Source organism: Sphingomonas sp. BAUL-RG-20F-R05-02 (genome assembly GCF_022662305.1).
In the GTDB taxonomy this organism is placed as follows: domain Bacteria; phylum Pseudomonadota; class Alphaproteobacteria; order Sphingomonadales; family Sphingomonadaceae; genus Sphingomonas.
In genome coordinates, this window is the sequence record NZ_JAKNQH010000001.1 from 231,540 (window position 1) to 255,503 (window position 23,964).

General features: G+C 66.1%; 20 protein-coding genes and 1 tRNA gene. 7 read left to right on the top strand and 14 right to left on the bottom strand.

Features of this window, described 5'->3' with window-relative positions; translation table 11 throughout:
• Positions 1 to 151 precede the first annotated feature (151 nt).
• From tyrS to cysD, 6 genes are read right to left on the bottom strand one after another with little or no spacing between them, the layout of a single operon-like run.
• On the bottom strand, positions 152 to 1,393 hold the full coding sequence (tyrS, locus tag L8F97_RS01085) for a tyrosine--tRNA ligase (protein WP_242146153.1): 1,242 nt from the start codon (positions 1,391 to 1,393) through the stop codon (positions 152 to 154).
• A gap of 12 nt (positions 1,394 to 1,405) precedes the next feature.
• Positions 1,406 to 2,896, bottom strand: coding sequence for a class I adenylate-forming enzyme family protein (locus tag L8F97_RS01090; RefSeq protein ID WP_242146154.1), 1,491 nt, complete (start codon positions 2,894 to 2,896; stop codon positions 1,406 to 1,408).
• Complete coding sequence (locus tag L8F97_RS01095; protein WP_242146155.1) at positions 2,893 to 3,732, bottom strand: HpcH/HpaI aldolase/citrate lyase family protein; 840 nt, start codon at positions 3,730 to 3,732, stop codon at positions 2,893 to 2,895. Before L8F97_RS01095 ends, L8F97_RS01090 begins: the two co-directional genes overlap by 4 nt.
• Positions 3,733 to 3,769: 37 nt before the next feature.
• Complete coding sequence (locus tag L8F97_RS01100; RefSeq protein WP_242146156.1) at positions 3,770 to 4,495, bottom strand: 3'(2'),5'-bisphosphate nucleotidase CysQ; 726 nt, start codon at positions 4,493 to 4,495, stop codon at positions 3,770 to 3,772.
• The gene (cysN, locus tag L8F97_RS01105; RefSeq protein ID WP_242146157.1) at positions 4,492 to 6,417 is read right to left on the bottom strand and encodes a sulfate adenylyltransferase subunit CysN; all 1,926 of its coding nucleotides are present in this window, start codon (positions 6,415 to 6,417) and stop codon (positions 4,492 to 4,494) included. The genes L8F97_RS01100 and cysN overlap by 4 nt, the downstream gene beginning before the upstream one ends.
• A complete protein-coding gene (gene cysD, locus L8F97_RS01110) occupies positions 6,417 to 7,319 on the bottom strand; it encodes a sulfate adenylyltransferase subunit CysD (RefSeq protein WP_242146158.1) in 903 nt (300 codons plus the stop codon). The genes cysN and cysD overlap by 1 nt, the downstream gene beginning before the upstream one ends.
• Before the next feature lie 254 nt (positions 7,320 to 7,573).
• Between cysD and L8F97_RS01115 the strand changes: the two genes are divergently transcribed.
• The 3 genes from L8F97_RS01115 to L8F97_RS01125 all read left to right on the top strand — a co-directional run bounded on the left by L8F97_RS01115 (position 7,574) and on the right by L8F97_RS01125 (position 9,438).
• Positions 7,574 to 8,590 (top strand): bile acid:sodium symporter family protein, encoded by a 1,017-nt coding sequence (locus L8F97_RS01115; protein WP_242146159.1) that lies wholly within the window; start codon positions 7,574 to 7,576, stop codon positions 8,588 to 8,590.
• Positions 8,587 to 8,793: a hypothetical protein gene (locus tag L8F97_RS01120; protein WP_242146160.1), complete on the top strand. Its 207-nt coding sequence runs from the start codon at positions 8,587 to 8,589 to the stop codon at positions 8,791 to 8,793. Before L8F97_RS01115 ends, L8F97_RS01120 begins: the two co-directional genes overlap by 4 nt.
• A gap of 102 nt (positions 8,794 to 8,895) precedes the next feature.
• A complete protein-coding gene (locus tag L8F97_RS01125) occupies positions 8,896 to 9,438 on the top strand; it encodes a hypothetical protein (RefSeq protein ID WP_242146161.1) in 543 nt (180 codons plus the stop codon).
• A gap of 111 nt (positions 9,439 to 9,549) precedes the next feature.
• On the opposite strand, the gene dinB is transcribed toward L8F97_RS01125, so the two are convergent.
• The 6 genes from dinB to yaaA all read right to left on the bottom strand — a co-directional run bounded on the left by dinB (position 9,550) and on the right by yaaA (position 15,984).
• Positions 9,550 to 10,632 carry a DNA polymerase IV gene (gene dinB, locus L8F97_RS01130; protein WP_242146162.1) on the bottom strand — a complete coding sequence of 361 codons (1,083 nt, stop codon included), beginning with the start codon at positions 10,630 to 10,632 and terminating at the stop codon, positions 9,550 to 9,552.
• Between the two features lie 163 nt (positions 10,633 to 10,795).
• Positions 10,796 to 11,149, bottom strand: a complete 354-nt coding sequence (locus tag L8F97_RS01135; RefSeq protein ID WP_242146163.1) for a DUF952 domain-containing protein — start codon at positions 11,147 to 11,149, stop codon at positions 10,796 to 10,798.
• Complete coding sequence (gene gyrA, locus L8F97_RS01140) at positions 11,146 to 13,905, bottom strand: DNA gyrase subunit A (protein WP_242146164.1); 2,760 nt, start codon at positions 13,903 to 13,905, stop codon at positions 11,146 to 11,148. The genes L8F97_RS01135 and gyrA overlap by 4 nt, the downstream gene beginning before the upstream one ends.
• A 256-nt stretch (positions 13,906 to 14,161) precedes the next feature.
• Entirely contained in the window at positions 14,162 to 14,440 is a 279-nt protein-coding gene (locus L8F97_RS01145; protein WP_242146165.1) for a hypothetical protein, read from the bottom strand.
• A 99-nt stretch (positions 14,441 to 14,539) separates the two neighbouring features.
• Positions 14,540 to 15,235, bottom strand: a complete 696-nt coding sequence (locus L8F97_RS01150; RefSeq protein ID WP_242146166.1) for an SDR family NAD(P)-dependent oxidoreductase — start codon at positions 15,233 to 15,235, stop codon at positions 14,540 to 14,542.
• A complete protein-coding gene (gene yaaA, locus L8F97_RS01155; RefSeq protein ID WP_242146167.1) occupies positions 15,232 to 15,984 on the bottom strand; it encodes a peroxide stress protein YaaA in 753 nt (250 codons plus the stop codon). Before yaaA ends, L8F97_RS01150 begins: the two co-directional genes overlap by 4 nt.
• Before the next feature lie 176 nt (positions 15,985 to 16,160).
• Between yaaA and L8F97_RS01160 the strand changes: the two genes are divergently transcribed.
• Positions 16,161 to 17,471 (top strand): hypothetical protein, encoded by a 1,311-nt coding sequence (locus L8F97_RS01160; protein ID WP_242146168.1) that lies wholly within the window; start codon positions 16,161 to 16,163, stop codon positions 17,469 to 17,471.
• 98 nt (positions 17,472 to 17,569) lie between these two features.
• On the opposite strand, the gene L8F97_RS01165 is transcribed toward L8F97_RS01160, so the two are convergent.
• Entirely contained in the window at positions 17,570 to 18,037 is a 468-nt protein-coding gene (locus L8F97_RS01165) for an Lrp/AsnC family transcriptional regulator (protein WP_242147073.1), read from the bottom strand.
• A 182-nt stretch (positions 18,038 to 18,219) separates the two neighbouring features.
• Here L8F97_RS01165 and L8F97_RS01170 point away from each other — a divergent pair, with 182 nt between their 5' ends.
• The 3 genes from L8F97_RS01170 to L8F97_RS01180 all read left to right on the top strand — a co-directional run bounded on the left by L8F97_RS01170 (position 18,220) and on the right by L8F97_RS01180 (position 21,116).
• Positions 18,220 to 19,977 carry a sensor histidine kinase gene (locus tag L8F97_RS01170; RefSeq protein WP_242146169.1) on the top strand — a complete coding sequence of 586 codons (1,758 nt, stop codon included), beginning with the start codon at positions 18,220 to 18,222 and terminating at the stop codon, positions 19,975 to 19,977.
• Positions 19,978 to 20,064: 87 nt separating this feature from the next.
• Positions 20,065 to 20,994 (top strand): polysaccharide deacetylase family protein, encoded by a 930-nt coding sequence (locus L8F97_RS01175; protein ID WP_242146170.1) that lies wholly within the window; start codon positions 20,065 to 20,067, stop codon positions 20,992 to 20,994.
• A gap of 46 nt (positions 20,995 to 21,040) precedes the next feature.
• Positions 21,041 to 21,116, top strand: a tRNA-Ile gene (locus L8F97_RS01180).
• A gap of 62 nt (positions 21,117 to 21,178) precedes the next feature.
• On the opposite strand, the gene L8F97_RS01185 is transcribed toward L8F97_RS01180, so the two are convergent.
• Positions 21,179 to 23,752 carry a glycosyl hydrolase 115 family protein gene (locus tag L8F97_RS01185; RefSeq protein ID WP_242146171.1) on the bottom strand — a complete coding sequence of 858 codons (2,574 nt, stop codon included), beginning with the start codon at positions 23,750 to 23,752 and terminating at the stop codon, positions 21,179 to 21,181.
• Positions 23,753 to 23,964 lie beyond the last annotated feature (212 nt).

The window sequence follows — 23,964 nt, forward strand, 5'->3', positions numbered from 1 at the left end:
CGTGATGTTTCAGCGCGTCGCGCTGCTGCCTGCGTGCTTGCTAGCCAGCCCGTGCTGCTTGCCCCATCATCGCCGCCTCGTCTCCTGATCCGGATCGACGCTAGACGGCGATACTGAAGCTCGCGGAAAAAGGAAGCTGTTCAACCGTGCTTCACGCCGATGGCGTGGAGGCGACGAGCAACCCGTGGTGCTTCTTGCCGGCAGCGATCCGCACCGGCGCGGCGCCGACCGTCACGATCAGCGCCTCGTCGCTCACCTTGTCGTCGCCGACGCGTGCGCCGCCGCCCTTGATGAGCCGCTTGGCCTCACCCTTCGATGCGACCAGACCGAGGGCGACGAGCGCATCGAGAATGGCGATGCTGCCGCCTTCGACCGTAAACGTCGGCAGCGCGTCGCCAGCCGCGCCTTCCTCAAAGGTGCGGCGCGCGGTTTCGCGAGCCTCGGCGGCGGCGGCTTCGCCACGGCACAGCGCGGTGGCGGCGTCGGCGAGGATCTTCTTGGCGTCGTTGATCTCCGCGCCCTGCAGTGCCTCCAGCCGGGCGATCTCGTCGAGCGGCAGGTCGGTGAACAGCCGCAGAAACCGGCCGACATCGGCGTCCTGCGTGTTGCGCCAGAACTGCCAGTAATCATACGCGGGCAGTGCATCCGCGTTGAGCCACACCGCGCCCGACATGGTCTTGCCCATCTTGGCGCCGTCCGCCGTTGTGATGAGCGGGGTGGTCAGGCCGTACACCGTCTCGCCGGCGACGCGGCGGGTGAGTTCGATACCGTTGACGATATTACCCCACTGGTCCGATCCGCCCATCTGCAACCGCACACCCGAACGGCGCGACAGTTCGAGGAAGTCATAACCTTGCAAAATCATATAGTTGAATTCGAGAAAGCTCAACGACTGTTCGCGGTCGAGCCGCAGCTTGACCGAATCGAAACTGAGCATCCGGTTGATCGAGAAATGCTGGCCGATCTCGCGCAGGAACGGGATATATTCGAGCTTGTCGAGCCAGTCGGCGTTATCGACCATCACCGCATCCGAAGGCCCGTCGCCGAAGGTGAGGAACCGTTCGAACACGCGTTTGATCGAGGCGACGTTGCTGGTGATCGTATCGTCGGTGAGCAGCTTGCGCGCCTCATCCTTGAACGAGGGATCGCCGATCTTGCCCGTGCCGCCGCCCATCAGCACGACGGGCTTGTGCCCGGCCTGTTGAAGGCGGCGCAGCATCATGATCTGGACGAGGCTGCCGACGTGGAGCGACGGCGCAGTGGGATCGAAGCCGATATAGCCGGGCACGATCTGCTTGGCGGCGAGCGCGTCGAGGCCGTGCGCGTCGGTTACCTGGTGGATGTAGCCGCGCGCGGACAGCAGGCGGAGCAGATCGGAGCTGTATTCGGTCATGATGCGCGCCGCTTACAGGGTCTCGTGGCTCCTGAGTAGAGGGGACGCGCGCACTTCTCGCCGCAGCAGCTTGCCGAGATCGTTATAGGGCAGGGTATCGAGCACCGCGATCCGTTCCGGCACGCGAGAGGAGCGCAGCCGCGTGCGGACATGCGCGCGGATCGCATCGTCGGCTGGGGCGGCGTGGCCGGGGTGCAGCACCAGCGCCACGCCGATCGTCTCGCCCCATTCGGGCGACGGCAGGCCGACCGCGCAGGCGTCGGCGATGGCGGGATGGGCGAGCAAGGCGTCCTCTATCTCGCCCGGTGAGATGTTCTCGCCGCCACGCACGATCACGTCGTCGGCGCGGCCTTCGAGGAACAGGTATCCATCGCCGTCGCGCCAGCCGAGATCGCGCGTGGCGAACCAGCCGTCCGCATCGCGTGCATCTCGATCGTGGTACAGGCCCGATACCTGCGCGCCGCGTGCGTAGACTTCGCCGCGCTGGCCGGCGGGCAGGGGAGCGCCGGCGGCGTCGCGGATGGCGATGTCGATGCCGGGCAGCGGTCGCCCAGCCGATCGCAGGCGTGCGCGGATCGCCGGATCGGTTGCGGCATGGGCGGTGCGGTGGTCTTCGGGGGAGAGCGAGCAGATCGTCGCGCTGGTTTCGGTCAGGCCATAGGCGTTGGTGAAGCGTGCGAGCGGGAAACGGGTGAGCGTACGGTCGAGCAACTCCGCCGGCATCCGCCCCGCGCCGTACGAGATCGCGGTGAGCGAGGCGAGTGGTGCGGTATCATCGATCCGGTCGAGGATACGCGCAAGCATGGTCGGCACGAGGAAGGCGTAGGTCGGCGCTTCGGCCACGGCGAGGGCCAGCCACGCCTCGGTGTCGAAGGCGGGGAGCAGGATCAGCCGCCGCCGCGCGTTGATCGCGGTAAGTAGCGCGACGATGTTGGCGACGTGATAGGGCGGCACGCTGACCAGCGAGCCTTCGTGCGCGGTCGCCGGCAGCGGCGCAGCAGTGGCGGCGACATAGGCGAGCAGATGCGCGTGGTGGAGCAATGCCGCCTTGGGCGCGCCGGTGGTACCGCTGGTGAAGATCTGCACCGCCACGCCGTCGCCGGTGTGGGTGTGCAACGGGGTGGCTTGCCGCGCGGCGGCCACGAAGGTGGTGCTATCGATTACGGTCGCGCCCGGCGGGGCGGTGTGGCCGTCGCCGACGATCAGGTACGCCGGCGCGATGCGGGCGAGCAGCGCGCGCAGATCAGCGTCGCTGCGGCGGTAGTTAAGCGGTGCGTACGGCAATCCGGCGATCGCCGCGCCGAACAGCGCGATCACGCCCGCCGCGCCGTTGCCGTCGAGCAGCGCGACGTATTGCGCGCCACTGTCGCGGAACAGCGTCGCCGCACCACCTGCCGCCGCCCACAGTTCGGCGTAGCTCCAGCGTTCGCCGTCGCAGACCAGCGCGGCGCGATCGCCCGCCGCAGCGGCGGCGGCGTGGAGCAGGTCGGCGATGTTGGTCATGTCCGCGCGATCACGTCGGCCAGCGCGAGCAGCCGTTCGGCGGCGTCGAAATGGAGCTGCTCCACCATCGCGCCGTCGATCCGTGTCACGCCCAAGCCCTGCGCACGCGCCTCCGCCCAGCCGGCGACGATGCGGCGGGCCTGCGCGATCTCGTCTGGCGCGGGGCCGAAGATACGGTTGGCGATGTCGATCGAATTGGGGTGGACGAGCGACTTGCCGTCGAAGCCGAGCTCCACGCCCTGCCGGCACGCCGCCTCGAACCCGGCGAGATCGTCGAGATCGAGATGCACGCCGTCGATCACCGCCAGACGGTAAGCCCGCGCCGCCAGCACCATCAGCGACAGCGCGGTGAGCAGCGGCGCGCGATCCGGGGTGTGGCGTGCACGCAGATCCTTGGTGAGGTCGTTGGTTCCAGCGACGAACCCGGCGAGCCGATCGGACGCGGCGGCGATTTCGCCTGCGCGCAGAACGCCGAGTGGCGTCTCGATCATGCACCAGATGGGATGCGGGCAGGTACGCGCGACGGTCGTGACGGTGGCGGGCGCCTCGACCTTGGGCAACAGCACGCCGTGGATCGGCAGCGCCGCCGCCAGTACGAGATCGTCGGCATTGTCGGGCGCGCTTACCCGCAGGATCAGTTCACGGGTGGCGTAGCCGCCGGCGCGCACCGCCTCGGCGATCGCCGCGCGCGCGCGCGACTTGTTCTCCGGCCCGACCGCGTCCTCCAGATCGAAGATGATCGCGTCGCACGCCAGCGTCTTGGCCTTCTCCAGCGCACGCGGTTTGTCGCCGGGGACGTAGAGCATCGAGCGGCGCGGGCGGATCGGCTGGGTCATTCCGCCCGATTGGCCCCGGCCGCCCCGCTTGGCAAGCTCAGCCGCGCAGCAGCGCCAGCACCGTGGCGGCATGGTCGGGCCGCGCGATCAGCAGGTCGGGCAGGTACACGTCCGCCTGATTGTAGACGAGCGGGCTGCCGTCGATGCGCGAGCAGTGCAGGCCGTGCGCCGCCGCCACCGCCGCCGGTGCGGCATTGTCCCATTCATACTGGCCGCCGGAATGGAGGTAGATGTCGGCTTGCCCACGCACCACCGCCATCGCCTTGGCGCCAGCCGAGCCCATCGGCACCAGCTCCGCACCGAGCCGTTCCGCCACCATCACCGCTTCCGGCGCGGGACGACTGCGGCTGACCACCATCCGCAATACTGGCGGGGCGGGCGGCACCGGCGCGGGGCGGTCGCTGCGCAACACCACGCCGAGCCCGGGCAGCGCCACCGCGCCGACGCTCGCCACGCCGTCGATCGCCAGCGCGACGTGCACCGCCCAGTCGGCGCGTGCCTCGCCATATTCGCGCGTGCCGTCGACCGGATCGATGATCCACACGCGCGACTGGCCGATGCGGGTGCCGTCGCACTGCATTTCCTCGGAGAGCAGCGCGTCATCGGGCCGCGCGCTGCGGATCGCGTGGACGAGGAACTGGTTGGCGGTATGATCGCCCGCCACGCCAAGCGCCTTGCCGGTCAGTACGCCGCTCGCGCGCACTTCGAGCAGGATACGCCCGGCGGTCTCGGCGAGGTGCGCGGCGAGTTCGGCGTCGTTCACAGGTCATGGCTCCAGATGCCGACGATCTGTTCGACGATCAGGTCGGCGGCAGCTTCTGCGCTCATGCTGGTGGTGTCGATGCGGATCTCGGGGTGTTCGGGTGGCTCGTACGGGCTGTCGATGCCGGTGAAGTTGCGCAATTCACCGGCGCGCGCCTTCTTGTACAGGCCCTTGACGTCGCGCGCCTCGGCTTCGGCGAGCGGGGTGTCGATATGTACCTCTATGAACTCGCCCGCCGGCAGCATCGCGCGCACCATGTCGCGTTCGGAGCGGAATGGCGAAATGAACGCGGTGATGACGATCAGCCCGGCATCGGTCATCAGCTTGGCGACCTCGCCCACGCGGCGGATATTCTCTACCCGGTCGGCATCGGTGAAGCCGAGATCCTTGTTGAGGCCATGCCGCACATTGTCGCCGTCGAGCAGGAAACTGTGCTTGCCGAACGCGTACAGCTTCTTCTCGACGATATTGGCGATGGTTGATTTGCCCGATCCCGACAGGCCGGTCAGCCAGACGAGGCGGGGCTGCTGCCACTTCTGCTTGGCATGCGCGGCGCGGCTGACGTCGACCGCCTGCCAGTGGATGTTGTCGGCGCGGCGCAGGCTGAAGTGGATCATCCCGCCCGCGACGGTCGCGTTGGTCATCTTGTCGATCAGGATGAAGCCGCCCAAATCGCGATTGGCCGCGTACGGCTCGAACGGGATCGGTCGGTCGGTGGTGAGATTGGCGACGCCGATCGCGTTCAACTCGAGCGTCTTGGCGGCGAGTTGCTCCATGGTGTTGACGTTGACCTGGTATTTCGGCTGCTGCACCGTCGCGGAGACGGTCTGGCTGCCGATCTTGAGCCAATAGGCACGGCCGGGCAGCAGCGGCGCCTCGTCCATCCATACGATCGTCGCCTCGAACTGGTCGGCAACCTGCGGCGGCGCATCGGCGGCGGCGATCACGTCGCCGCGCGAGCAATCCACCTCGTCGGCAAGCGTCAGCGTCACCGACTGGCCCGCCACCGCTTCGTCGAGATCGCCGTCGGCGGTGACGATGCGCTTGACGGTTGAGGTCTTGCCGGAGGGCAACACGCGGATCGCATCCCCGGGCCGCACCCGCCCGCTCGCGATCAGCCCGGCGAACCCGCGGAAATCGAGGTTGGGGCGGTTGACCCATTGCACCAGCATGCGGAACGGCTTGACGGCATCGACCGTCGCATCGACCGCAACGGTTTCGAGATGCTCCATCAACGACGGCCCGGTGTACCACGGCGTGTTAGCGCTGGCGGCTGTGATGTTGTCGCCCTTGAAGCCCGAGATCGGCATCGCGACGAACGCATCGATGCCAATCGACTTGGCGAAGGCGGTGTATTCCGCGACGATCGCGTCGAACGTCGCCTGGTCGTAGCCGACCAGATCCATCTTGTTCACCGCCAGCACGATGTTGCGGATGCCGATCAGGTGGGCGAGGTACGAATGCCGCCGCGTCTGGGTCAGCACGCCCTTGCGCGCGTCGATCAGGATCACGGCGAGGTCGGCGGTGGAGGCGCCGGTCACCATGTTACGCGTATACTGTTCGTGCCCGGGCGTATCCGCGACGATGAACTTGCGCTTTTCGGTCGCGAAGAAGCGATAGGCCACGTCGATGGTGATGCCCTGCTCGCGCTCGGCAGCGAGGCCATCGACCAGCAGCGCGAAGTCGATCTCGCCACCCTGCGTGCCGACACGCTTGCTGTCCGCCTCCAGCGTGGCGAGCTGGTCCTCGAAGATCATCTTGGCGTCGTACAGCAACCGCCCGATCAGCGTGGATTTGCCGTCATCGACCGAGCCGCAGGTGATGAACCGCAGCATCGTCTTGTGCTGATGCACGTCGAGATACGCATCGATGTCGGCGGCGATGAGATCATCGGTCCGGTAGATCGTTTCGGCGGGTGTCATCAGAAATACCCCTCCTGCTTCTTCTTCTCCATGCTGGCGTCGCCACCGTCCTTGTCGATCGCGCGGCCCTGGCGTTCGCTGGTGGTGGTGAGCAGCATCTCCTGGATCACCTGCGGCAGCGTCGTCGCTTCGCTCTCCACCGCGCCGGTGAGCGGATAGCAGCCGAGCGTGCGGAACCGGATCGAGCGCGTCACCGGCTCCTCACCCGGCGCAAGGCGGAAGCGGTCATCGTCCACCATCAGCAGCATGCCGTCCCGCTCCACCGTCGGGCGCGGCGCGGAGAAGTACAGCGGCACGATCTCGATGCCTTCGAGGTGGATGTACTGCCAGATGTCGAGCTCGGTCCAGTTCGAGATCGGGAACACCCGCATGCTCTCGCCCTTGGCCTTGCGGACGTTGTAGAGGTGCCACAGTTCGGGGCGCTGCGCCTTCGGGTCCCAGCGGTGCGAGGCGGTGCGGAACGAGATGATCCGTTCCTTGGCGCGACTCTTCTCCTCGTCACGTCGCGCGCCGCCGAATGCCGCGTCGAAGCCGTACAGGTCGAGCGCCTGCTTCAACCCTTCGGTCTTCCACATGTCGGTGTGGAGCGGGCCGTGATCGAAGGGGTTGATGCCCCGCGCCTTGGCCTCGGGATTCTGATACACTAGCAGCTCCATTCCCGCTTCGGCGGCGGCACGGTCGCGTAGGCGGTACATCTCCTGGAACTTCCAGGTGGTGTCGACATGAAGCAGCGGGAACGGCGGTGGCGCGGGGTAGAACGCCTTCTTCGCAAGGTGCAGCATCACCGCCGAATCCTTGCCGACGCTGTACAGCATCACCGGCTTCTCCGCCTCGGCGACGACTTCGCGCAGGATGTGGATGGCTTCCGATTCAAGCCGTTGCAAATGGGTGAGGGTGGTCACACGGGGTTCCGATTGCGCGAAGAGGATAGAGTAAGCCTAAGTCGGTCCGCGACGGATTTCGGCAAGCGAGCGTTTCTAGGGGCCGCCCAACCGCAGCTAGGTTGGAGCTACAAAATCATGGCCTCACGATATGTGATGATCGCTGGCGCGGCTATCGCATTGTATGCCCTCGGCGCGGACCGTACATGCGCGTCGACACTTCGCCTGTCCGCCGCGACCGAACGCGGCGCGGGCCGAGGGGAAGGACGTCTGCCATGTTCGCCATGATCCGCCGGGTTGACCGGTACCTGTTGTTGCTGATCGCCACCGTCGTACTTGCCGCCGTGCTGCCCGCGCGCGGCGATGCGGCGATCTGGGTCGATCGCGGCGTGAACGTCGCGGTGGCGGCGCTGTTCCTGTTCTACGGCGCGCGACTGAAGCCCGAGGCGATCTGGGGCGGGCTGTCGCACTGGCGGTTGCAGGCGCTGATTTTTGCCAGCACCTATCTGCTATTCCCGCTTGTCGGCCTCGCCGTTACATTCGCACTCCGCGGCGTGTTGTCGAGCGAGGTGCGCGCGGGGCTGCTGTTCCTGTGTCTGCTGCCCTCCACCGTACAGTCCTCGATCGCGTTCACGTCGATCGCACGCGGTAACGTGGCCGGTGCGCTATGCGCCGCGTCGCTTTCCAACATGCTCGGCGTCATCATCACGCCGATCCTCGTGTCGCAGCTGTTGCCGGTGGCAAGCGGTGGCTTCTCGCTTGGCGCGCTGGAGGATATCGCCATGCAGATCCTGCTGCCTTTCGTTGTCGGGCAGGCGCTGCGCCCGTTGATCGGTGCGTGGCTGATGCGTCACCCGCTGCTGACGATGGTGGTAGACCGCGGATCGGTGCTGGTGGTGGTGTACGCCGCATTCAGCGCGGGCATGGTCGCTGGCATCTGGTATCAGCTTTCACCGGCGAGCATCGTTGCGGTGCTGGCTGTCGATCTTGCCATCCTCGCGTTCGTACTGGCCGCGACCACCGTCGTCAGCCGCCGCCTCGGCTTCTCGACACAGGACGAGATCGCCATCGTGTTCTGCGGCTCCAAGAAGAGCATGGCGGGCGGAATCCCGATGGCGGCGATCCTGTTCCCCGGCCACGCGGTTGGCCTGATCGTCCTGCCGCTGATGCTGTTCCATCAGGCGCAGTTGTTCGTCTGCGCGACGCTAGCCCGGCGTTACGGCGCGCGCGCAGACGCGGTTATGACGGGCAGCGATGAACCCGAGGGCCGCAGCGGCGTTGCACCGGCATGAACATGAAGCTTGGCCGAAGACCCGCCCACCACCGTGCCAACGTCTCACTGGCGCTTGGTCGACACGCGGGGCTGAGTGCAACCGTGAAAGTGACGAGCGGCGGGCTGCTCTCGATCGCGGGGCTGGTGTCGACCGTGCTGCTTTCGACCGCTGTGCTGGTCCATGTCGCGGTCCGGAGCAGCGCGCGATCGCTTGATCCCTGAGGAGGGGGGTGCATCGTCGGGCGACGATCCCGAACGGCGCTTGTATCCGGGTGTAGCGACCGATACGGCGCATCACCGCTCTCAAAGTCGCGAGGCAAGTCGATGTTTCTGTTGTTGATTTCTGCCGGAGCGACTGCTGCGCTTGCCGTGCCATCGGCATCGGAGGCGAACGGCGTCACGCCGGGCACCTTCACGATCGAGCCTGCCGGCGCCGCCACACCCGCGCAGAGCGAGCCCGCGTTTGTCGATGCGGTTCAAGCTGCGATCATGCGCGCAGGCTTTACCCCGCTGCCGAAGCCCAGCCACAGCCGGTACATCGCGACGGTCGTCGTCACTCACACCATGCGTGGCGCGGTAACGTCCGGCACCAAGTCGCGCCCCGCCTTCGGAGTGTCGAACTGGGGTACGGGGCTGGCAGTGGGTCTGCCGAAGAAAGACGATCAGCTCCACGGGTTGATCGTCACCGAACTCAAGGTCACGTTTCTCGTGCGCAGCGACAATCATCCGGTCTGGAGCGGCAGCGCGGTGACGGCGCAGGTAGACGGCACCCGCGCAGGTACGCCCGAAGCGGTCGCCGGAAAACTGGCGGATGCGCTGTTCGCGCAATTTCCGAGGCAGTTCCCCGCGCCAGTGTCGGTGCCCTGATAAAGACTGAGCGACTAGGTCGGATTGCTGCACGCAATCGGCGCATCCGTTCTGCCGGCTGCATGGTTTCGGCGCGCTCGGTCAGCGGGCGGCGTTCACCGGGTTCGACGCCTAGTCACTGACGGCGTCGAACAGCGGCAGCGTATTGTCCTCAGCTGCCTCGAAATTCGAGACCGTCACGCCGACCAGCCGGATACCCTTGTCGGTCGGCAACACCGATCGCACCAGCGCAAGCGCGGCGGCATGGAGATCGTCGCGGCTGCGCACCGGGCGGGTGGCGCTGCGGCTGCGGGTGATCTGCTGGAAGTCGTTATATTTCACCTTCACCGTCACGGTGCGGCCGAACGCCTGAGCGGCCTCGCACCATTCCCAAACGTCGTCCGCCATCTCCAGCACGCCCGCCTCGACCTCGGCAGGTTCGGTGCGGTCGCTGCGAAAGGTGGTTTCCGAGCCGGAGGATTTACGCACCCGGTCGGGGTTGACCGGGCGGTGGTCCACGCCGCGCGCGATCGCGTGATACCAGTCCGCCGAGCTCCCGAAATGGCGGCTCAGGAAGGCGTGCGACTTGGCGCGCAGGTCCGCCCCCGTCTCGATGCCGAGCGATGCCATTTTCCGCGCGGTGACCGGGCCGACGCCGTGGAAGCGTGACACCGGCAGCGTTTCGACCCACGCCGCGCCCATGTCCGGCGTCACCGCGAACTGGCCGTTTGGCTTGCGGTGGTCCGAGGCGAGCTTGGCAAGGAACTTGTTGTACGAGATGCCGGCGGAGGCGGTGAGGCCGGTTTCCTCCAGAATACGCGCGCGGATCGCCTTGGCGGTCGCCCATGCGGTCGGCAGGTTGCGCGGATTAGCGGTCACGTCGAGGTACGCCTCGTCCAGCGACAGCGGCTGGATTACGGGCGTGAACTCGGCGAAGATCGCGTGGATCTGCCGCGACACCGATTTGTAGACGTCGAAGCGCGGCCGCACGAACACCAGATCGGGGCAACGCCTGAGCGCCGTAACCGAAGGCAGCGCGGATTTCACGCCGAACACACGCGCCTCGTAACTCGCCGCCGCCACCACCCCGCGCGCCGAGGCGGAGCCGACCGCGACCGGCAGGCCGCGCAACGCCGGATTATCGCGCTGCTCTACGGACGCGAAAAACGCGTCCATGTCGATGTGGATGATTTTCCGGACGGCGGGCGAGTCCATGCGGGCGGTATAGCGGACGCCGAACGAAAAGGGAACGCTTGCAAGCGTTAGCGCGTCCCCGGCGCTCAGATGGAAACTCTGTCGCGCGGGAATGCTACCGCCAGTTTACCCGCGTTCCGTACCTGAACCCAGGCCTGCGCCGGGGGAGCTTAACGGGGGCAGATCAGCCGGCCACCGGCAACGCCACGCTGCCGTCGTCATGGCGGGTCAGCGGACCATAGGCGACCACCGTTTCCAGCAGCAGTGGGCCACCATACAGGTGCGGGAACAGCGCGCCACCGCGCGATGCCTCCCACTTCACCGCATCGCCCAGCGCTTCAAGGTCGACTGCGGCGATGTGGAGATCGTGCTGATCGGCGAAATGCTTGTCGACCGTTTCGGTCACTTGCGCGGCCGTCGACAAGTGGATGTAGCCATCCTCCAGATCAATCGGCGCGCCGGCGAAGCTGCCCGTTTCCAGCTCCGCCATCTGCGCGGCGGTCAGCACTTTATAAGCGGTCATCGGCTGTTCGCTCATTCGCCATCCTCCGGCCCGGCGATCGAATCCTCGCCCACGATTGCGCCATCGTCCGGCGCGACTTCCAGCGGGGCGAGCGGATCGCGCACGTCGGCCTCGGCCTCGCCTTCGGTTTCCTCGATCCGCGCGGCCGAAACGACATGCTCGTTGTTGGCCACATCGAACAACCGCACGCCCGCCGAGTTGCGGCTGATGACGCGCAGCGAACCGAGCGACATGCGGATCAGCTTGGCCTGATCGGTCACCAGCATCAACTGATGGCCCTTCGATGCCGGGAAGCTCGCCACCACCGGACCGTTGCGGCCGATATTGTCGATGTTGGTGATGCCTTGCCCGCCACGGCCCGAACGCCGGTAATCATAGGCGCTCGACAGCTTGCCATAGCCGTTCGCGCAGACGGTGAGGATGAACTGTTCGCGCGACACCAGTTCGTCGTAGCGCGCCTGTTCCAGGCTCGGTTCGCCTTCCTTCTCGCCCTTCCACGGTGCGAAGCGCAAATAGGTCTCCCGCTCCTCTGGAGTCGCGCCGACGCGGTGCAGCGTGGACAAGGAAATCACCTCGTCGCCAGCGGCGAGGCGCATTCCGCGAACGCCGGTCGAGTTGCGGCTCTGGAACTCCCGCACATCATCGGCGGCGAAGCGGATCGCCTTGCCCTGCCGTGTCGCGAGCAGCACGTCATCGCTCTCGTCAAGCAGCGCAACGCCGATCAGCCGGTCGTCCTCGTCCTCGCCCTCGAACTTCATGGCGATCTTGCCGGCGGTCGGCACGTTGGTGAACAGGTCCATCGAATTGCGACGGACGTTGCCCTTGGCAGTGGCGAACATGACGTGGAGCGCGCTCCACTCGGTCTCGTCCTCCGGCAGCGGCAGCACGGTCGAAATGACCTCACCCTCGGCTAGCGGCAACAGGTTGATCATCGGCCGTCCGCGCGTGGCGGCGCCGCCCTCGGGCAGCTTCCAAACCTTCATGCGGTAGACCTTGCCGAGGGTCGAGAAGAACAGCACCGGCGTGTGCGTCGAGGTGACGAACAGGTTGGTGACGACATCCTCGTCCTTGGTCGCCATGCCCGCGCGACCCTTGCCGCCGCGTGCCTGCGAGCGGAACGTGTCTAGCGTGGTGCGCTTGATATAGCCCTGCATCGTCACGGTGACGACCATGTCCTCGCGCTCGATCAGGTCTTCGTCGTCGATCCCGTCGGCGGCGGCGGCAATCTCGGTACGGCGCGGCGTGGCGAACTCGTCGCGCACCGCGACCAGCTCCTCGCGCATCACCTCGTAGAGGCGCACGCGATTGCCGAGGATCTCGAGCAGCTCGGCAATCGAGTCCGCCAACCCCTTCAGCTCGTCACCGATCTCGTCGCGGCCGAGCGCGGTGAGGCGGTGCAGACGCAGATCGAGGATCGCGCGGACCTGGATCTCGGACAGGCGGTAGCTGTCGCCGGTCGCCTCGACGTCGAACGCCTCGACCAGCTTGAGGTACGGCAGGATCTCGCTCGACGGCCAATCGCGCGCGATCAGCTTGGCGCGTGCTTCCGCAGGCGAGGCCGATCCCCGGATGATCCGCACCACCTCGTCGAGGTTGGTCACCGCGATGACGAGGCCGAGCAAGATATGCGCCCGCTCGCGCGCCTTGTTCAGCTCGAACTTCGAGCGGCGGGTGATGACCTGTTCGCGGAACTGGATGAACGCCTGGATAAAGTCGCGCAGGTTGAGCAGTTCGGGGCGGCCACCCCGGATCGCCAGCATGTTGGCCGGGAACGACCCTTGCGCCGGCGTATGCCGCCACAACTGGTTGAGCACCACGTCGGCGGTGGCATCGCGCTTGAGATCGATGACGACGCGCACGCCATGACGGCTCGATTCGTCGCGAATATCGCTGACGCCTTCGATGCGCTTGTCCTTGGCGGCCTCGGCGATCTTCTCGACCAGCGCGTTCTTGCCCTGCTGGAACGGGATCTCGGTCAGCACAATCGAGCGGCGGTCGCCGCGCGCTTCCTCGATCGTGTAGCGCGACCGCACGATCACCGAGCCACGCCCGGTCTCGTACGCCGAGCGGCAGCCCGCGCGGCCAAGGATGATCGCCCCGGTCGGGAAGTCCGGCCCCGGCACGATCTCCATCAACTGCTCGGTCGTGATCGCGCCGTCGTCCATATAGGCGAGGCAGGCGGTGATGACTTCGCCGAGATTGTGCGGCGGAATGTTGGTCGCCATGCCGACCGCAATGCCGCCCGCGCCGTTAACGAGCAGGTTGGGGAAGCGGGCAGGGAGCACCGACGGTTCGCTTTCCGAACCGTCGTAGTTCGGCACGAAATCGACGGTATCCTTGTCGAGATCCTGCATGAGGAAGCTCGCCGCCTTGGCGAGACGCGCCTCGGTATAGCGCATCGCGGCGGGCGGATCGGGGTCCATCGAGCCGAAATTGCCCTGGCCGTCGATCAGCGGCAGCCGCATCGCCCAGTCCTGCGTCATCCGCGCCAGCGCTTCGTAAATCGAGCTGTCGCCGTGCGGATGGTATTTACCGATCACGTCACCGACGATGCGCGCCGATTTGCGATAGGGCCGGTTGTAGTGAAAGCCGCTTTCCTGCGCCGAATACAGAATGCGGCGATGCACCGGCTTCAGGCCGTCGCGCACGTCGGGCAGCGCGCGCGCGACGATCACGCTCATCGCGTAATCGAGGTACGAGGTCTTCATTTCCTCGACGATCGAGATCGGGGAAATGTCCGATGGGTCGGCGAGCATCGTCTCGTCGGTCAAGATTGGTCTTCCGGGATTGTTTCGTTTGGATGACGAACCCTAGCCGAGCCGGCCACCCCTGTCACGCGCGACCTGCACGCGCGCCCGCGCACGCGAGGGGGCGGGGTGTAGCGGCACTCTCCCCAGATGCTCTTTTGCCGGTGAAGGGCAGGGTCCAGTTGCGGCGGGTAACGTCACGGAACGCGACGTCTCGGGACGCGCGCTCCGTGACTGGATCCAGCGCTGTGCCGGGTACGTCAGGAAAAAAGTACGGCGCTTACTTGCACGCCTTCTTGCTGGCGTTGCCGGCCTTCGAGCAATCGTAGGTGATAGTCTTGCCGCTTGCCGTCTTGGTGGTGACCATGCGGCCGCCAGTGGTCTTGGTGGCCTTGGTCATCTTCGTGGTCTTGGCCACGGTGGTCTTGTTCGTCGTCGCCATCGGCTTGGCGGTGGTGACGGTGGTCTTCGTGGCGGTCATCTGGCCGGTGGGTGCGGCGATGGCGGCCTGGCTGCCGACCAGCGCGGCGACGGCGAACAGCGGGGTGAGAATCTTCATATCAGGTCTCCTCCGACGCGGGTCGACGTGGATGCACGCCTCAGGCCCGGTCTGGGCCTATTCTGCTCCGGATATGCCGAACCGCAAATGACGTTTGTGTCATGGAGCGATTTCGGCGCCGTCCCAGGCGAAGTGCTTGCCCGTATCGGGCACCTTGATGCCGTCGATCACGTCGAGCAACTGCACCGCCGCGCGATCCGTGTCGAACAGATGCCCGGCTGCCACGTTACCCTGAAACGGCTTGGACAGCGCGGTGTCGACCGTGCCGGGGTGCAACGCCACCACGATCGCGCGGGGATTGCGACGCTTCTCCTCGATGGCGATGGTGCGCACCAGCATGTTGAGCGCCGCCTTGGACGCGCGATAGCCGTACCATCCGCCGAGCCGGTTGTCGGTGATGCTCCCCACTCGAGCCGACAACACGCCGAACAGCGCGCGCCCTCCCTGCGGCAGCAGCGGCAGGAAATGTTTGGCGACGATCGCCGGGCCGATCGCGTTGATCGCGAAGTTGCGCGCCAGCCATGCCGGGTCGAGATCGCCCAGCGCCTTTTCCGGGCCATGCGTATCGTCGTGCAGCAGGCCCGTGGCGACGAGGATCAGCGTCGGCGCCGGCCCCTTCGCGACGGTGGCGGCAGCGGCGGCGATGCTCGCCTCGTCTTCCAGATCGAGATGATACGCGCCCTCGAAGGCACGCGCAAAGCCGTGCACCACGTCGAACGTGCCCTCGTCCTCCAGCGCGCGCACCAGCGCCGCGCCGATCCCGCCCGAGGCACCGATGACGACCGCGCTGCTCACGACCGCAAGAACCGCCAGCGGTTGTCGTCGCTCTCGTCAGGATCGAACCGGTACCCGTCGCTGTCGAAGCCCTTCATGTCTTCCACCTTGGTGATGCGATGCTCGCACAGCCAGCGCGCGACCAGGCCGCGCGCGCGTTTGGCGTGAAAGCTGACGAAACGCGGGCCATCCGGGCCGGGCTCACGAAAATCCACGTCGATCACGCGGATGTCGCCGAGCCGCCCGTCGACGGCTGCGTAATATTCCTGGCTGGCGAGGTTGAGCACCACGCCCGATCCTTCCGCCGCGACATCCGCGCGGACCAGCGCCGCGACGCGGTCGCCCCACCAATCGACCAGGCTCTTGCGACGCGGTGCCCAGCGCGTGCCCATCTCGAGGCGGTACGGCTTCATCAGGTCGAGCGGGCGCAGCAGCCCGTACAGGCCGGACAGCATTCGAACATGATCCTGCGCGAAGTGGATCGCCGGTTCGTCGAGCGTCTTCGCCTCCAGCCCAGTATAAACGTCGCCGGCGAAGGCGAACAGCGCCGGCCGCTCCGGGTTGCTCTCGAACGCGGCGAAACGATCGGCGTTCAGCTTGGCGAGTTTGGGAGAGATGTGCATCAGCTCCGCCAGCTTCTTCTGGCTAAGCCGTGACGCGGCGGCGGCGAGCATGCCGGCCTCCTCCGCGAAGCGCGGACGTGTCGGCTTGAGGTCGGGAATCACGCTGTCGTAATCGAGCGTCTTGGCGGGGGAGAGCAGGGCGATCATGGCTCGAGCGGGTAGCGGTGCACGCGCGAAGCGTCAAAGGGAGCCGCGCGCGAGTTCAACCGTTGTTCAGCCCGCACCGGCCAGATGCCGGGATACGCGCGGTCGCTTGAACGCGACGAAGGCTATGGTAGAGCGGCGCGGCGATCGGCTTATGCCGCACTTTAGGAGAATTTTAGATGCAGGGTGTTTCGAGGATTGCGATTGCCGGGGCGCTCATGCTCGGCCTTGGCAGCACGGTGATCGCGCTTCCCGCCGGTGCGAAGAAGAAAGAGCCCGTGGAACCCGCGCCGGCCGAAGGCTTCAACCCAAAGAACCTGTCGAACGAGGCGCGTCCGTCGCTGATGGCGGTGCAGACCGCGCTCGCCGCAACGCCGCCCGATCTCGCGACCGCCGAAGCGAAGCTGACCGAGGCCGATGCCGCCGCGAAGAACGAATCGGACCGTTATATTATCGCCAAGATGCGCCTGCAGGTGCTCAACAACAAGATGCAGGCGATGCCGGAGAACCAGCGTAACGACATGGTGCTCGCCGATCCGCTCAACGCGCTGATCGCCAACTCGATCACGCCGCAGGCGGAAAAGGCGCAGTTCACCTACATTCGCGGCACGATCGCCTACAACAACAAGGACTATGCCAAGGCCGCGACGCTCTTCGCCTCGGCACGCAGCCTCGGCTACAACAAGGACGATCTGGCACTGAACCTCGCGCGCGCGAAGGTCGAAGCGGGTGACGTCGCCGGCGGTATCGCCGAACTCGGCACGGCTGTGAAGGCCGAGCAGGCGGCTGGCCGCAAGCCGCCGCAGGATTGGTACAAATATGCCGTGTCGCACGCGATCAAGGCCAATCTGCCGGAGCAGACCAACACCTGGACGCAGATGTGGCTTGCCGACTACGGCACCAAGGAAAACTGGCGGACGGTGATCTACACGTTCGGCTTCTCGGGCCCAGGTGCCACCCGCATGAACGATCGTAACCGGATCGATCTATACCGCCTGATGCGCGTGACCAACTCGCTTGCCGGCGCGAAGGAATATATCGACTACGCCGACGCGTCGAACAAGATCGGTCTGCCGACCGAAGCCAAGGCGGTCATCAAGGAAGGCTTCGATTCGAAGATCATCCCAGCCGGTAATGCAACCGCGACGGACATCGCCAAGCAGGCCAGCGAGTCGATCGCCTCGGACAAGCCGCTCGCCGCGCAGGAAAAGGCTGCCGCCGCGGCTGCCAAGGGCGATCTCGCCTCGCAGGCTGGTGACGCATACCTTGGTGAGCGCAACTACGCGAAGGCCGCGCAGCTCTACACGCTTGCCGCGACGAAGGGTGTGGCGGACATGGATCGCCTGAACCTGCACCTCGGCATCGCGCAGGCGCTGGGTGGTGACAAGGAAAATGCCAAGGCGACGCTGATGAAGGTGACGACGTCACCCAACTCCGACATTGCGAAGCTGTGGGTCACATGGCTCGCCTCGCCGCCCGTCGCGGCATAAGCAATCGCTGAGCGAGAGGCCGGGTGGCAGGCGTGCCGCCCGGCCTTTCTTTTGCCCGACGCGGCAGGGCGCCAGTCACCAGCTACGCCGCGGGCCAGTTATTCTACACGCACGGGTATGCCCGGCAGTGACTTTGCGGTGCGGATCGTCAGCGACGTTTTGACGCTGGCGACGTTCGGCGCGGGCGTCAGCTGCGTCATCAGGATGTCCTGAAAGCCCTTCAGATCACTTGCGACAATTTTCAGAATGAAGTCGATCTCGCCGTTCAGCATGTGGCACTCGCGCACTTCCGGAATCGTCGCGACATGCGCTTCGAACGCGGCAAGATCCTGCTCGGCCTGGCTGCGCAGGCTGACCATCGCAAACACGGTGATGGGATAGCCGAGCGTTGCCGCATCCAGATCCGCGTGATAGCCTTTGATCGCGCCAGCTTCCTCCAGCGCCCGCACGCGGCGCAGGCAGGGCGGGGCAGTCAGACCGACACGTTCGGCAAGTTCAACGTTGGTCATCCGGCCGTCACGCTGTAGCAACTCGAGAATGCGCCGGTCGATTACGTCAAACGCCATTACAGACCGCTCCAAAAGGGTAGATTTATTTCCATAGTCGAAGAGGTCTTTAGCATAAGATAATTGCGAGGGAACGCAATTGTCCCACAATGTTACGCCCGAAAATCGGCTATTCCGCCAACGCGCGTATCAGGTTAAGAATTGGTTACGGTGCGGCGGTTCGCGCGGCCAGGGGCTCGAGGATGGTTGCTTTGCGGTTCGACGACAGTCTCGAAACGGTGCTTTCGGCCGACGTGTCGACTCCTTTCGGCGCGCAGTCGACATGGCGGCAATTGGTCGATCTTCTCGGACGGCGCCGGGCAAAGGCGGACCCCGCGACCATCGCGCGCTTGCGGGCGCTTCGCCCGCACGTGCCGCTTGCCGTCAGGGCCGCCAGCGCCCGTGCGCTCGCTTACGCCGATCCGCCGGTCGAAGTGGTTAGGCTGTTCGCAGAAGACGACTCGGTCATCGCGGCCCCCGTGTTGCGCAGCGCGCGGATCGCCGAACGCGACTGGATCGCTCTGCTCCCAAACCTGTCGGCGGTCGGTCGATCCGTCCTGCGTCACCGTCGCGATTTGCCGACCGGCGTGGAGCGCGCGCTGGAGGCGTTCGGCAGCGTCGACTTCGTACTCCAGGCGTCGCCTGAGGCGGTACGCAAGGCAGCATCAGTACGCTTCCTGCGACCGGTCGCGCCGGCGCCTGTCGAGACGGTCGTCGCGCCGGAATCGTCTTTCGCTTCGATCGCCAGCATCGCCAATGGCTTGCCGGTCGTGGCGGAAGCGCTGCGGCAAAGCACAACCGACCCGGCAACGCCGCCACCGGCAGATGGCAGCTTCCAGATCGCTGAAATTGTCGCACGGCTCGACGCCTTTCATCGCGAGCGGGACGAACAGGGGCCGCAGCTTCAGGCGGAACTGCTTCCGGCCGAACCGCAGGAGTCGCGCGGCTTCCAGTTCGAAACCGATGCCCGCGGCCTGATCCGCTGGGTCGAGGGTGCATCCCGTGCGGCACTGATCGGGCTGTCGCTGGCTGCCGCGGGTGAGGATGCGGCCGTGGACGGCGTCGCCTCCGGTGCGTTCCGGCGCCGGTCCGGCTTCGCTAACGCACGTCTCGTTATCGTGGGAACGTCCGACGCGGCCGGCCATTGGCGGATTGGCGGCGCCCCGATGTTCGACCGGGCAAGCGGCCGCTTCACCGGCTATCGCGGCACCGGCCGCCGCCCGCGCGCGGAGGAAAGCGCGGAGATCGCGCGCGATCGCCGTAGTGCCGGGTCGGATGCTTTGCGCCAGCTCGTCCACGAACTGCGCACGCCCGCCAACGCAATTGCGGGCTTTGCCGAGATGATCGAATCCGAAATGCTCGGTCCGGTTCCGCAAACCTATCGCGGGCGGGCCGGGATGATCCGTGAGCAGGTTCACGCGCTGCTCGGCGCGATAGATGATATCGACATGGCTGCGCGGATTGATTCGCGCGCGCTTGATCTACGTCCGGACGTGGTGGTGCTTGCGCCCTTGCTGGCGCGCATCGCCGGTGATCTCGGCCCACTTGCAGGGCTGCGCTCGGCGGTGATCGAGTGTCGGGCGGCCCCCGACGCGGTGGTCTCCGGTGATGATCGCGCGGTCGAACGGCTGATCGGACGCTTGCTCGCCACGCTGGTTGCTTCGGCACAGGCGGGCGAGCGGATCGTCGTTGCAGCCGTGCGCGAGGATGCGCAGGTGGTGATCATGTTCGATCGGCCACAGTCGCTCGCCGCTTATACCGCCGAGGCGCTGCTCCAGATCGACGCGGAACATGCGGCAGAGCAGGCCGGTGCGCCGTTGCTTGGCACCGGGTTCGCCCTGCGCCTTGCGCGCAATCTGGCAAGTGAACTCGGCGGTGCGCTTATGCTTGGCGACACGGCCTTGACTTTGCGGCTGCCTGCCGCCGTTACTGCGGGGATGGGACAGGCTTCTTTCAACTAATCCGTGGCGCCTGCTCGCTCGCCATCAGGGTTCAGGCCGGAACCGCCACAATCCGCCGACCTGATCGATTGGCCTGCCGACTTCGGCATGCGCTTCACCGTCTTCATCGATACCGAGGAAGAGTTCGACTGGGCTGCACCGCTCGCGCGTGAAGGTCATACCCTCGCCTCGGTCGCGGCGATCCCGGAGGCGCACCGCCGGTTCGCTGACCACGGCGTCCCGCTTACCTACATGGTCGACTATCCGATCGCGACCGACGGGCGGGCACGTGATATCCTGCGCGAACTGCTTGGCGATGGCGTGTCGGCGATCGGGACGCAGTTGCACGCCTGGGTTAACCCACCCTTCAATGAAGTGCTTAGCGCTGCGAACAGCTATGCCGGCAATCTGCAGCAGTCTGTCGAGGCGGCAAAGCTCGACCTCCTGACCGATGCGATCACATCGGCGTTCGGGCAGCGTCCGATCGCCTATCGGGCGGGTCGTTACGGCATTGGGCCTGGGACGCTCGGGCTGCTGGCGGCGCGTGGGTATCGCCTCGACACTTCGATGCGCTCGCGTTACCGCTACACGGCGGATGGCGGGCCGGACTTCAGTGCGATCGGCAACGCCGCGTTCCGCTGCGGACCCGACCGCACGATCATCGAGCTGCCGCTTACGACGGTGTTCACCGGTGTTCTGCGAAGCGGCGGCGCCCGTTTGTACGGGCCGCTCGGCCGGGTGCCGAGGGCGCGCGGCTTGTTCGCGCGTGCCGGGCTGTTGTCTCGAGTCGCGCTCACGCCCGAAGATATGCCTCTGGCGGAAGCGCTGGAGGCGATAGCCGTCGCGGTCGGCGAGGGGGTGCGGGTGCTCAACTTCGCGTTCCACTCGCCCTCGCTCGCGCCCGGTCATACGCCGTACGTGCGCGACGCGGCCGATCTCGCGCGCTTTCATGGGTGGTGGCATGCGGTGCTGACCGACTTGGCCCGACGTGGCGTCCGCCCGGCGTCGCTCGATGCTCTGATCGCCAACGCACGCTGAACCTTGCCACCGCGCCTCCGCTTCCGCTAACGGTGCCGCGCAGGTGGGGCCTGTAGCTCAATGGTTAGAGCTGGCCGCTCATAACGGCTAGGTTGCGGGTTCGAGTCCTGCCGGGCCCACCAACGCCTCTTCTCACCGCCGCAAAGTGGCGTGGCGCGACCGCTCTCTATCGCGCACGTCAGCTCTATACCGCCCCAAGATACGTTTCAGGCTCGGCGACCGTCGCCAGCACCAGCTTCTGCAGCACGACGTTGTCGTCCAGACGCCACACCGAGACGGTGTGACGACCTGTACCGATCGCACCCAGTTGCGCGGGCAACCGCACCACGTTGTCGCACACCGCGTCGGCCCAGCGCTTCGTCGCCGCAGAACTATGCTCGCCACCGGTCGGCTCCAGCGACACCTGTAGAACCTGAACCGGCCCGTTATCGATCGATACGCCGATGCGCGATGTGCCGCGACCTGTCGTGTCTAGGGTCGGGGCCAGATACAGCGTCAGCGTGGCCGGGCCTGCTTTCTGGATCACCATGTCATAGTCGAGGTGAACGGCATCGTCCTGCGTCGTAGCGGCCCGCCCCTGCGGCAGCGCGATCATGCCGCCGCCGGTGCGTCCGAGATCTGCAATCGGGGTCCACCTGAGCCCCTTGCCATCGTGCGCGCGGCTGAACGCTGTGGCCTCGCGTGCGACGACCCCCGGGGGGGCGCCCACGCGATCGACAAATTTCGGTTGAAGCCTACGGCGATCGTTTGGCGTGTCGGCGCCAACACGCATGATGCTTGGCATAGTCTGCTGCGTCGGATCGTTCCAGATGACGTAGCTCATGTGGACCTGCGCCATCATGCCATCCCACTTGCCGCCGTTGATGCTGTGGTAGCGCTGCACCAGTTCGCCGTCGCGGCGGAACGCCGTCTCCACCATGTCGGCGAAGTAGTTGGCGCGAGCATCGTTTTTGGACGCGAGCAGCCGGTTCCAGGCGGTGCCGTAGTACAGCCGGTACAGGTTCGCCATCGCCGCGATGGGGTATTCGATCAGCTGGTAATAGGCGTCCCGCTGATCCGCCGACAGCCGCGCGCGCACGGCGATCATGCGTGCCTCCAGCGCATCCCATTCGGCGACCATCATGCCGAACTCGCCGCCATCCAGCCCCGCCGGGGTTACGCCGCCAAGTGGGAAGCTGGACTGGTCGATCAGCTCCGGTTTGCGTCGCGCGGTATATTGGCTGTACGCGGTGATCATCTCCCCGATCGCGCCGGCCTGTTCCGGGCCGAACGTCGCGGCTGCCCAGGCGCGCGGGTAATCAGCGAGTGCCTGTGGCGTCATCGCCTCCGGGTCCCATGCCTGCGCGAGGAAGAAGCCGAGCGGATATTCCATCGGCTTGATATCGCCGACATTGACGATCCAGATCGTGCGCACGTTATGCTGATACGCAAGGTCCATCTGCTGCCAGACCTTCTCGATCTGGTTGGTGTTGATCCATTTGTAGTTGCGCGGGCCGCCGACGTAATCAAAGTGATAATAGATGCCGTAGCCGCCCTTGCGCGGCGGCGCTGCAGGGTCTGGCAAGCGGCGAAGCTGGCCCCAATTGTCGTCGGAGAACAGCAGCGTCACGTCGTCCGGCACCTTCATGCCGTGATCGTAATAGTCCTGCACTTCCTTGTAGAGCGCCCACACCTGCGGCGTTTCGCTGGCGGGCTTGCCGGTGACGTCCGCGATGATCCTGCGCTGATCGGTCACGACCTGCTCGAGCAGCCCGGTGGCCGTGCCTTCGGCCATTGCCTGATCGCCATCCCCGCGCATGCCGACCGTCACGACGGACTCATACGCTTTGCCGTCGCCCTTCGACATCATCCGTTCGATCCCGCCGCGCCAGAAGGCGCGAAGATGATCGCCGTTCTTCGTATAGTCCCAGGCGCCGCCCGTGATCCCCTGATCCTGGTGGCGGTGCCACTCCTCCTGCGCGCGCAGCATCGGTTCGTGGTGGGAATTGCCCATCACCACGCCCATCGCGTCGGCCAGCACCATGCTGGCGGGATCGTCATCCGCGAACGCCTTGCCCCACATCGCGGGCCATAGATAGTTGCCCTTCATGCGCAGCAGCAGTTCGAACACATGCGCATACATGGCGGAATTCACCCCGCCGAATTTCTTGATCGCCCAGCCGGAGAGGCACGGATCCTCGTCGTTGATGAAGAAGCCGCGATACTTCACCTTCGGCTGATCGCGCCGGCTACCCGCCGGGATCAGGATGTCGCGCTGGCGGCGCACCGGCACGTCGGCGAACCAGTGCCACGGGGAAACGCCGATACGCTGTGACAGATCATAGGTACCGAATACAGCGCCGCGCCGGTCGGCGCCGACGATGACCAACGCCCGCGCTACGCCGGGCAGGGGATTGTCGACGACGATCTGGCGAAACGCTTCCCATTCTCCGTGCAGGTCGGCCGCCTGGATGCGGCCGGCGCGGACGAACTGGTCGATCATCGCGCTTTGGCCAAGCACGCCGATCACCACCACCGGACCGCGTACGTCCGCGATATGCCCTTCGATAAGCGTCGGGCGGGTTCCACACACACGGCCGAGATCGTCGGCGAAGCTCGCCGCGACCCGCCGCACGGCGCTGTCCGCACCAGCATCGACGAAGACGGTCGCGGCCGTTCCGTCGCCGATCAGGTGAAACGCAGTGCGCGGGTCGACGGCACTCTTTGAAGCGGGCGTTGCGAGCGCTGGGGTGGCTAGCGCACCGATGGCCGCTCCCAATCCCGCGCTTGCTAGCAAAGTGCGGCGTGACACAGCCGGTATCGAATATGCCCGCATCCCACTCTCCGACGTCGTTCGCTTGGCGCGGCTTTGCCCGCCAGCGTGTGTTTCATGAACCCGCCCGACCGCACTGCCGCGCGGTCAAGAACAGTAGCGATCGCACCCGCTAACGATAAAAAAGGGGCGCTGCAAAGCAACGCCCCTGAGGATCC

Coding starts and splice junctions, on each gene's coding strand:
- L8F97_RS01135 (WP_242146163.1), bottom strand. CDS start 11,149: ATGAGCGAACAGCCGATGACCGCTTATAAAGTGCTGACCGCCGCGCAG.
- L8F97_RS01145 (WP_242146165.1), bottom strand. CDS start 14,440: ATGAAGATTCTCACCCCGCTGTTCGCCGTCGCCGCGCTGGTCGGCAGC.
- L8F97_RS01175 (WP_242146170.1), top strand. CDS start 20,065: ATGCGCTTCACCGTCTTCATCGATACCGAGGAAGAGTTCGACTGGGCT.
- L8F97_RS01170 (WP_242146169.1), top strand. CDS start 18,220: ATGGTTGCTTTGCGGTTCGACGACAGTCTCGAAACGGTGCTTTCGGCC.
- L8F97_RS01090 (WP_242146154.1), bottom strand. CDS start 2,896: ATGACCAACATCGCCGACCTGCTCCACGCCGCCGCCGCTGCGGCGGGC.
- L8F97_RS01115 (WP_242146159.1), top strand. CDS start 7,574: ATGTTCGCCATGATCCGCCGGGTTGACCGGTACCTGTTGTTGCTGATC.
- yaaA (WP_242146167.1), bottom strand. CDS start 15,984: ATGATCGCCCTGCTCTCCCCCGCCAAGACGCTCGATTACGACAGCGTG.
- L8F97_RS01160 (WP_242146168.1), top strand. CDS start 16,161: ATGCAGGGTGTTTCGAGGATTGCGATTGCCGGGGCGCTCATGCTCGGC.
- L8F97_RS01120 (WP_242146160.1), top strand. CDS start 8,587: ATGAACATGAAGCTTGGCCGAAGACCCGCCCACCACCGTGCCAACGTC.
- L8F97_RS01095 (WP_242146155.1), bottom strand. CDS start 3,732: ATGACCCAGCCGATCCGCCCGCGCCGCTCGATGCTCTACGTCCCCGGC.
- L8F97_RS01125 (WP_242146161.1), top strand. CDS start 8,896: ATGTTTCTGTTGTTGATTTCTGCCGGAGCGACTGCTGCGCTTGCCGTG.
- L8F97_RS01165 (WP_242147073.1), bottom strand. CDS start 18,037: ATGGCGTTTGACGTAATCGACCGGCGCATTCTCGAGTTGCTACAGCGT.
- cysN (WP_242146157.1), bottom strand. CDS start 6,417: ATGACACCCGCCGAAACGATCTACCGGACCGATGATCTCATCGCCGCC.
- tyrS (WP_242146153.1), bottom strand. CDS start 1,393: ATGACCGAATACAGCTCCGATCTGCTCCGCCTGCTGTCCGCGCGCGGC.
- dinB (WP_242146162.1), bottom strand. CDS start 10,632: ATGGACTCGCCCGCCGTCCGGAAAATCATCCACATCGACATGGACGCG.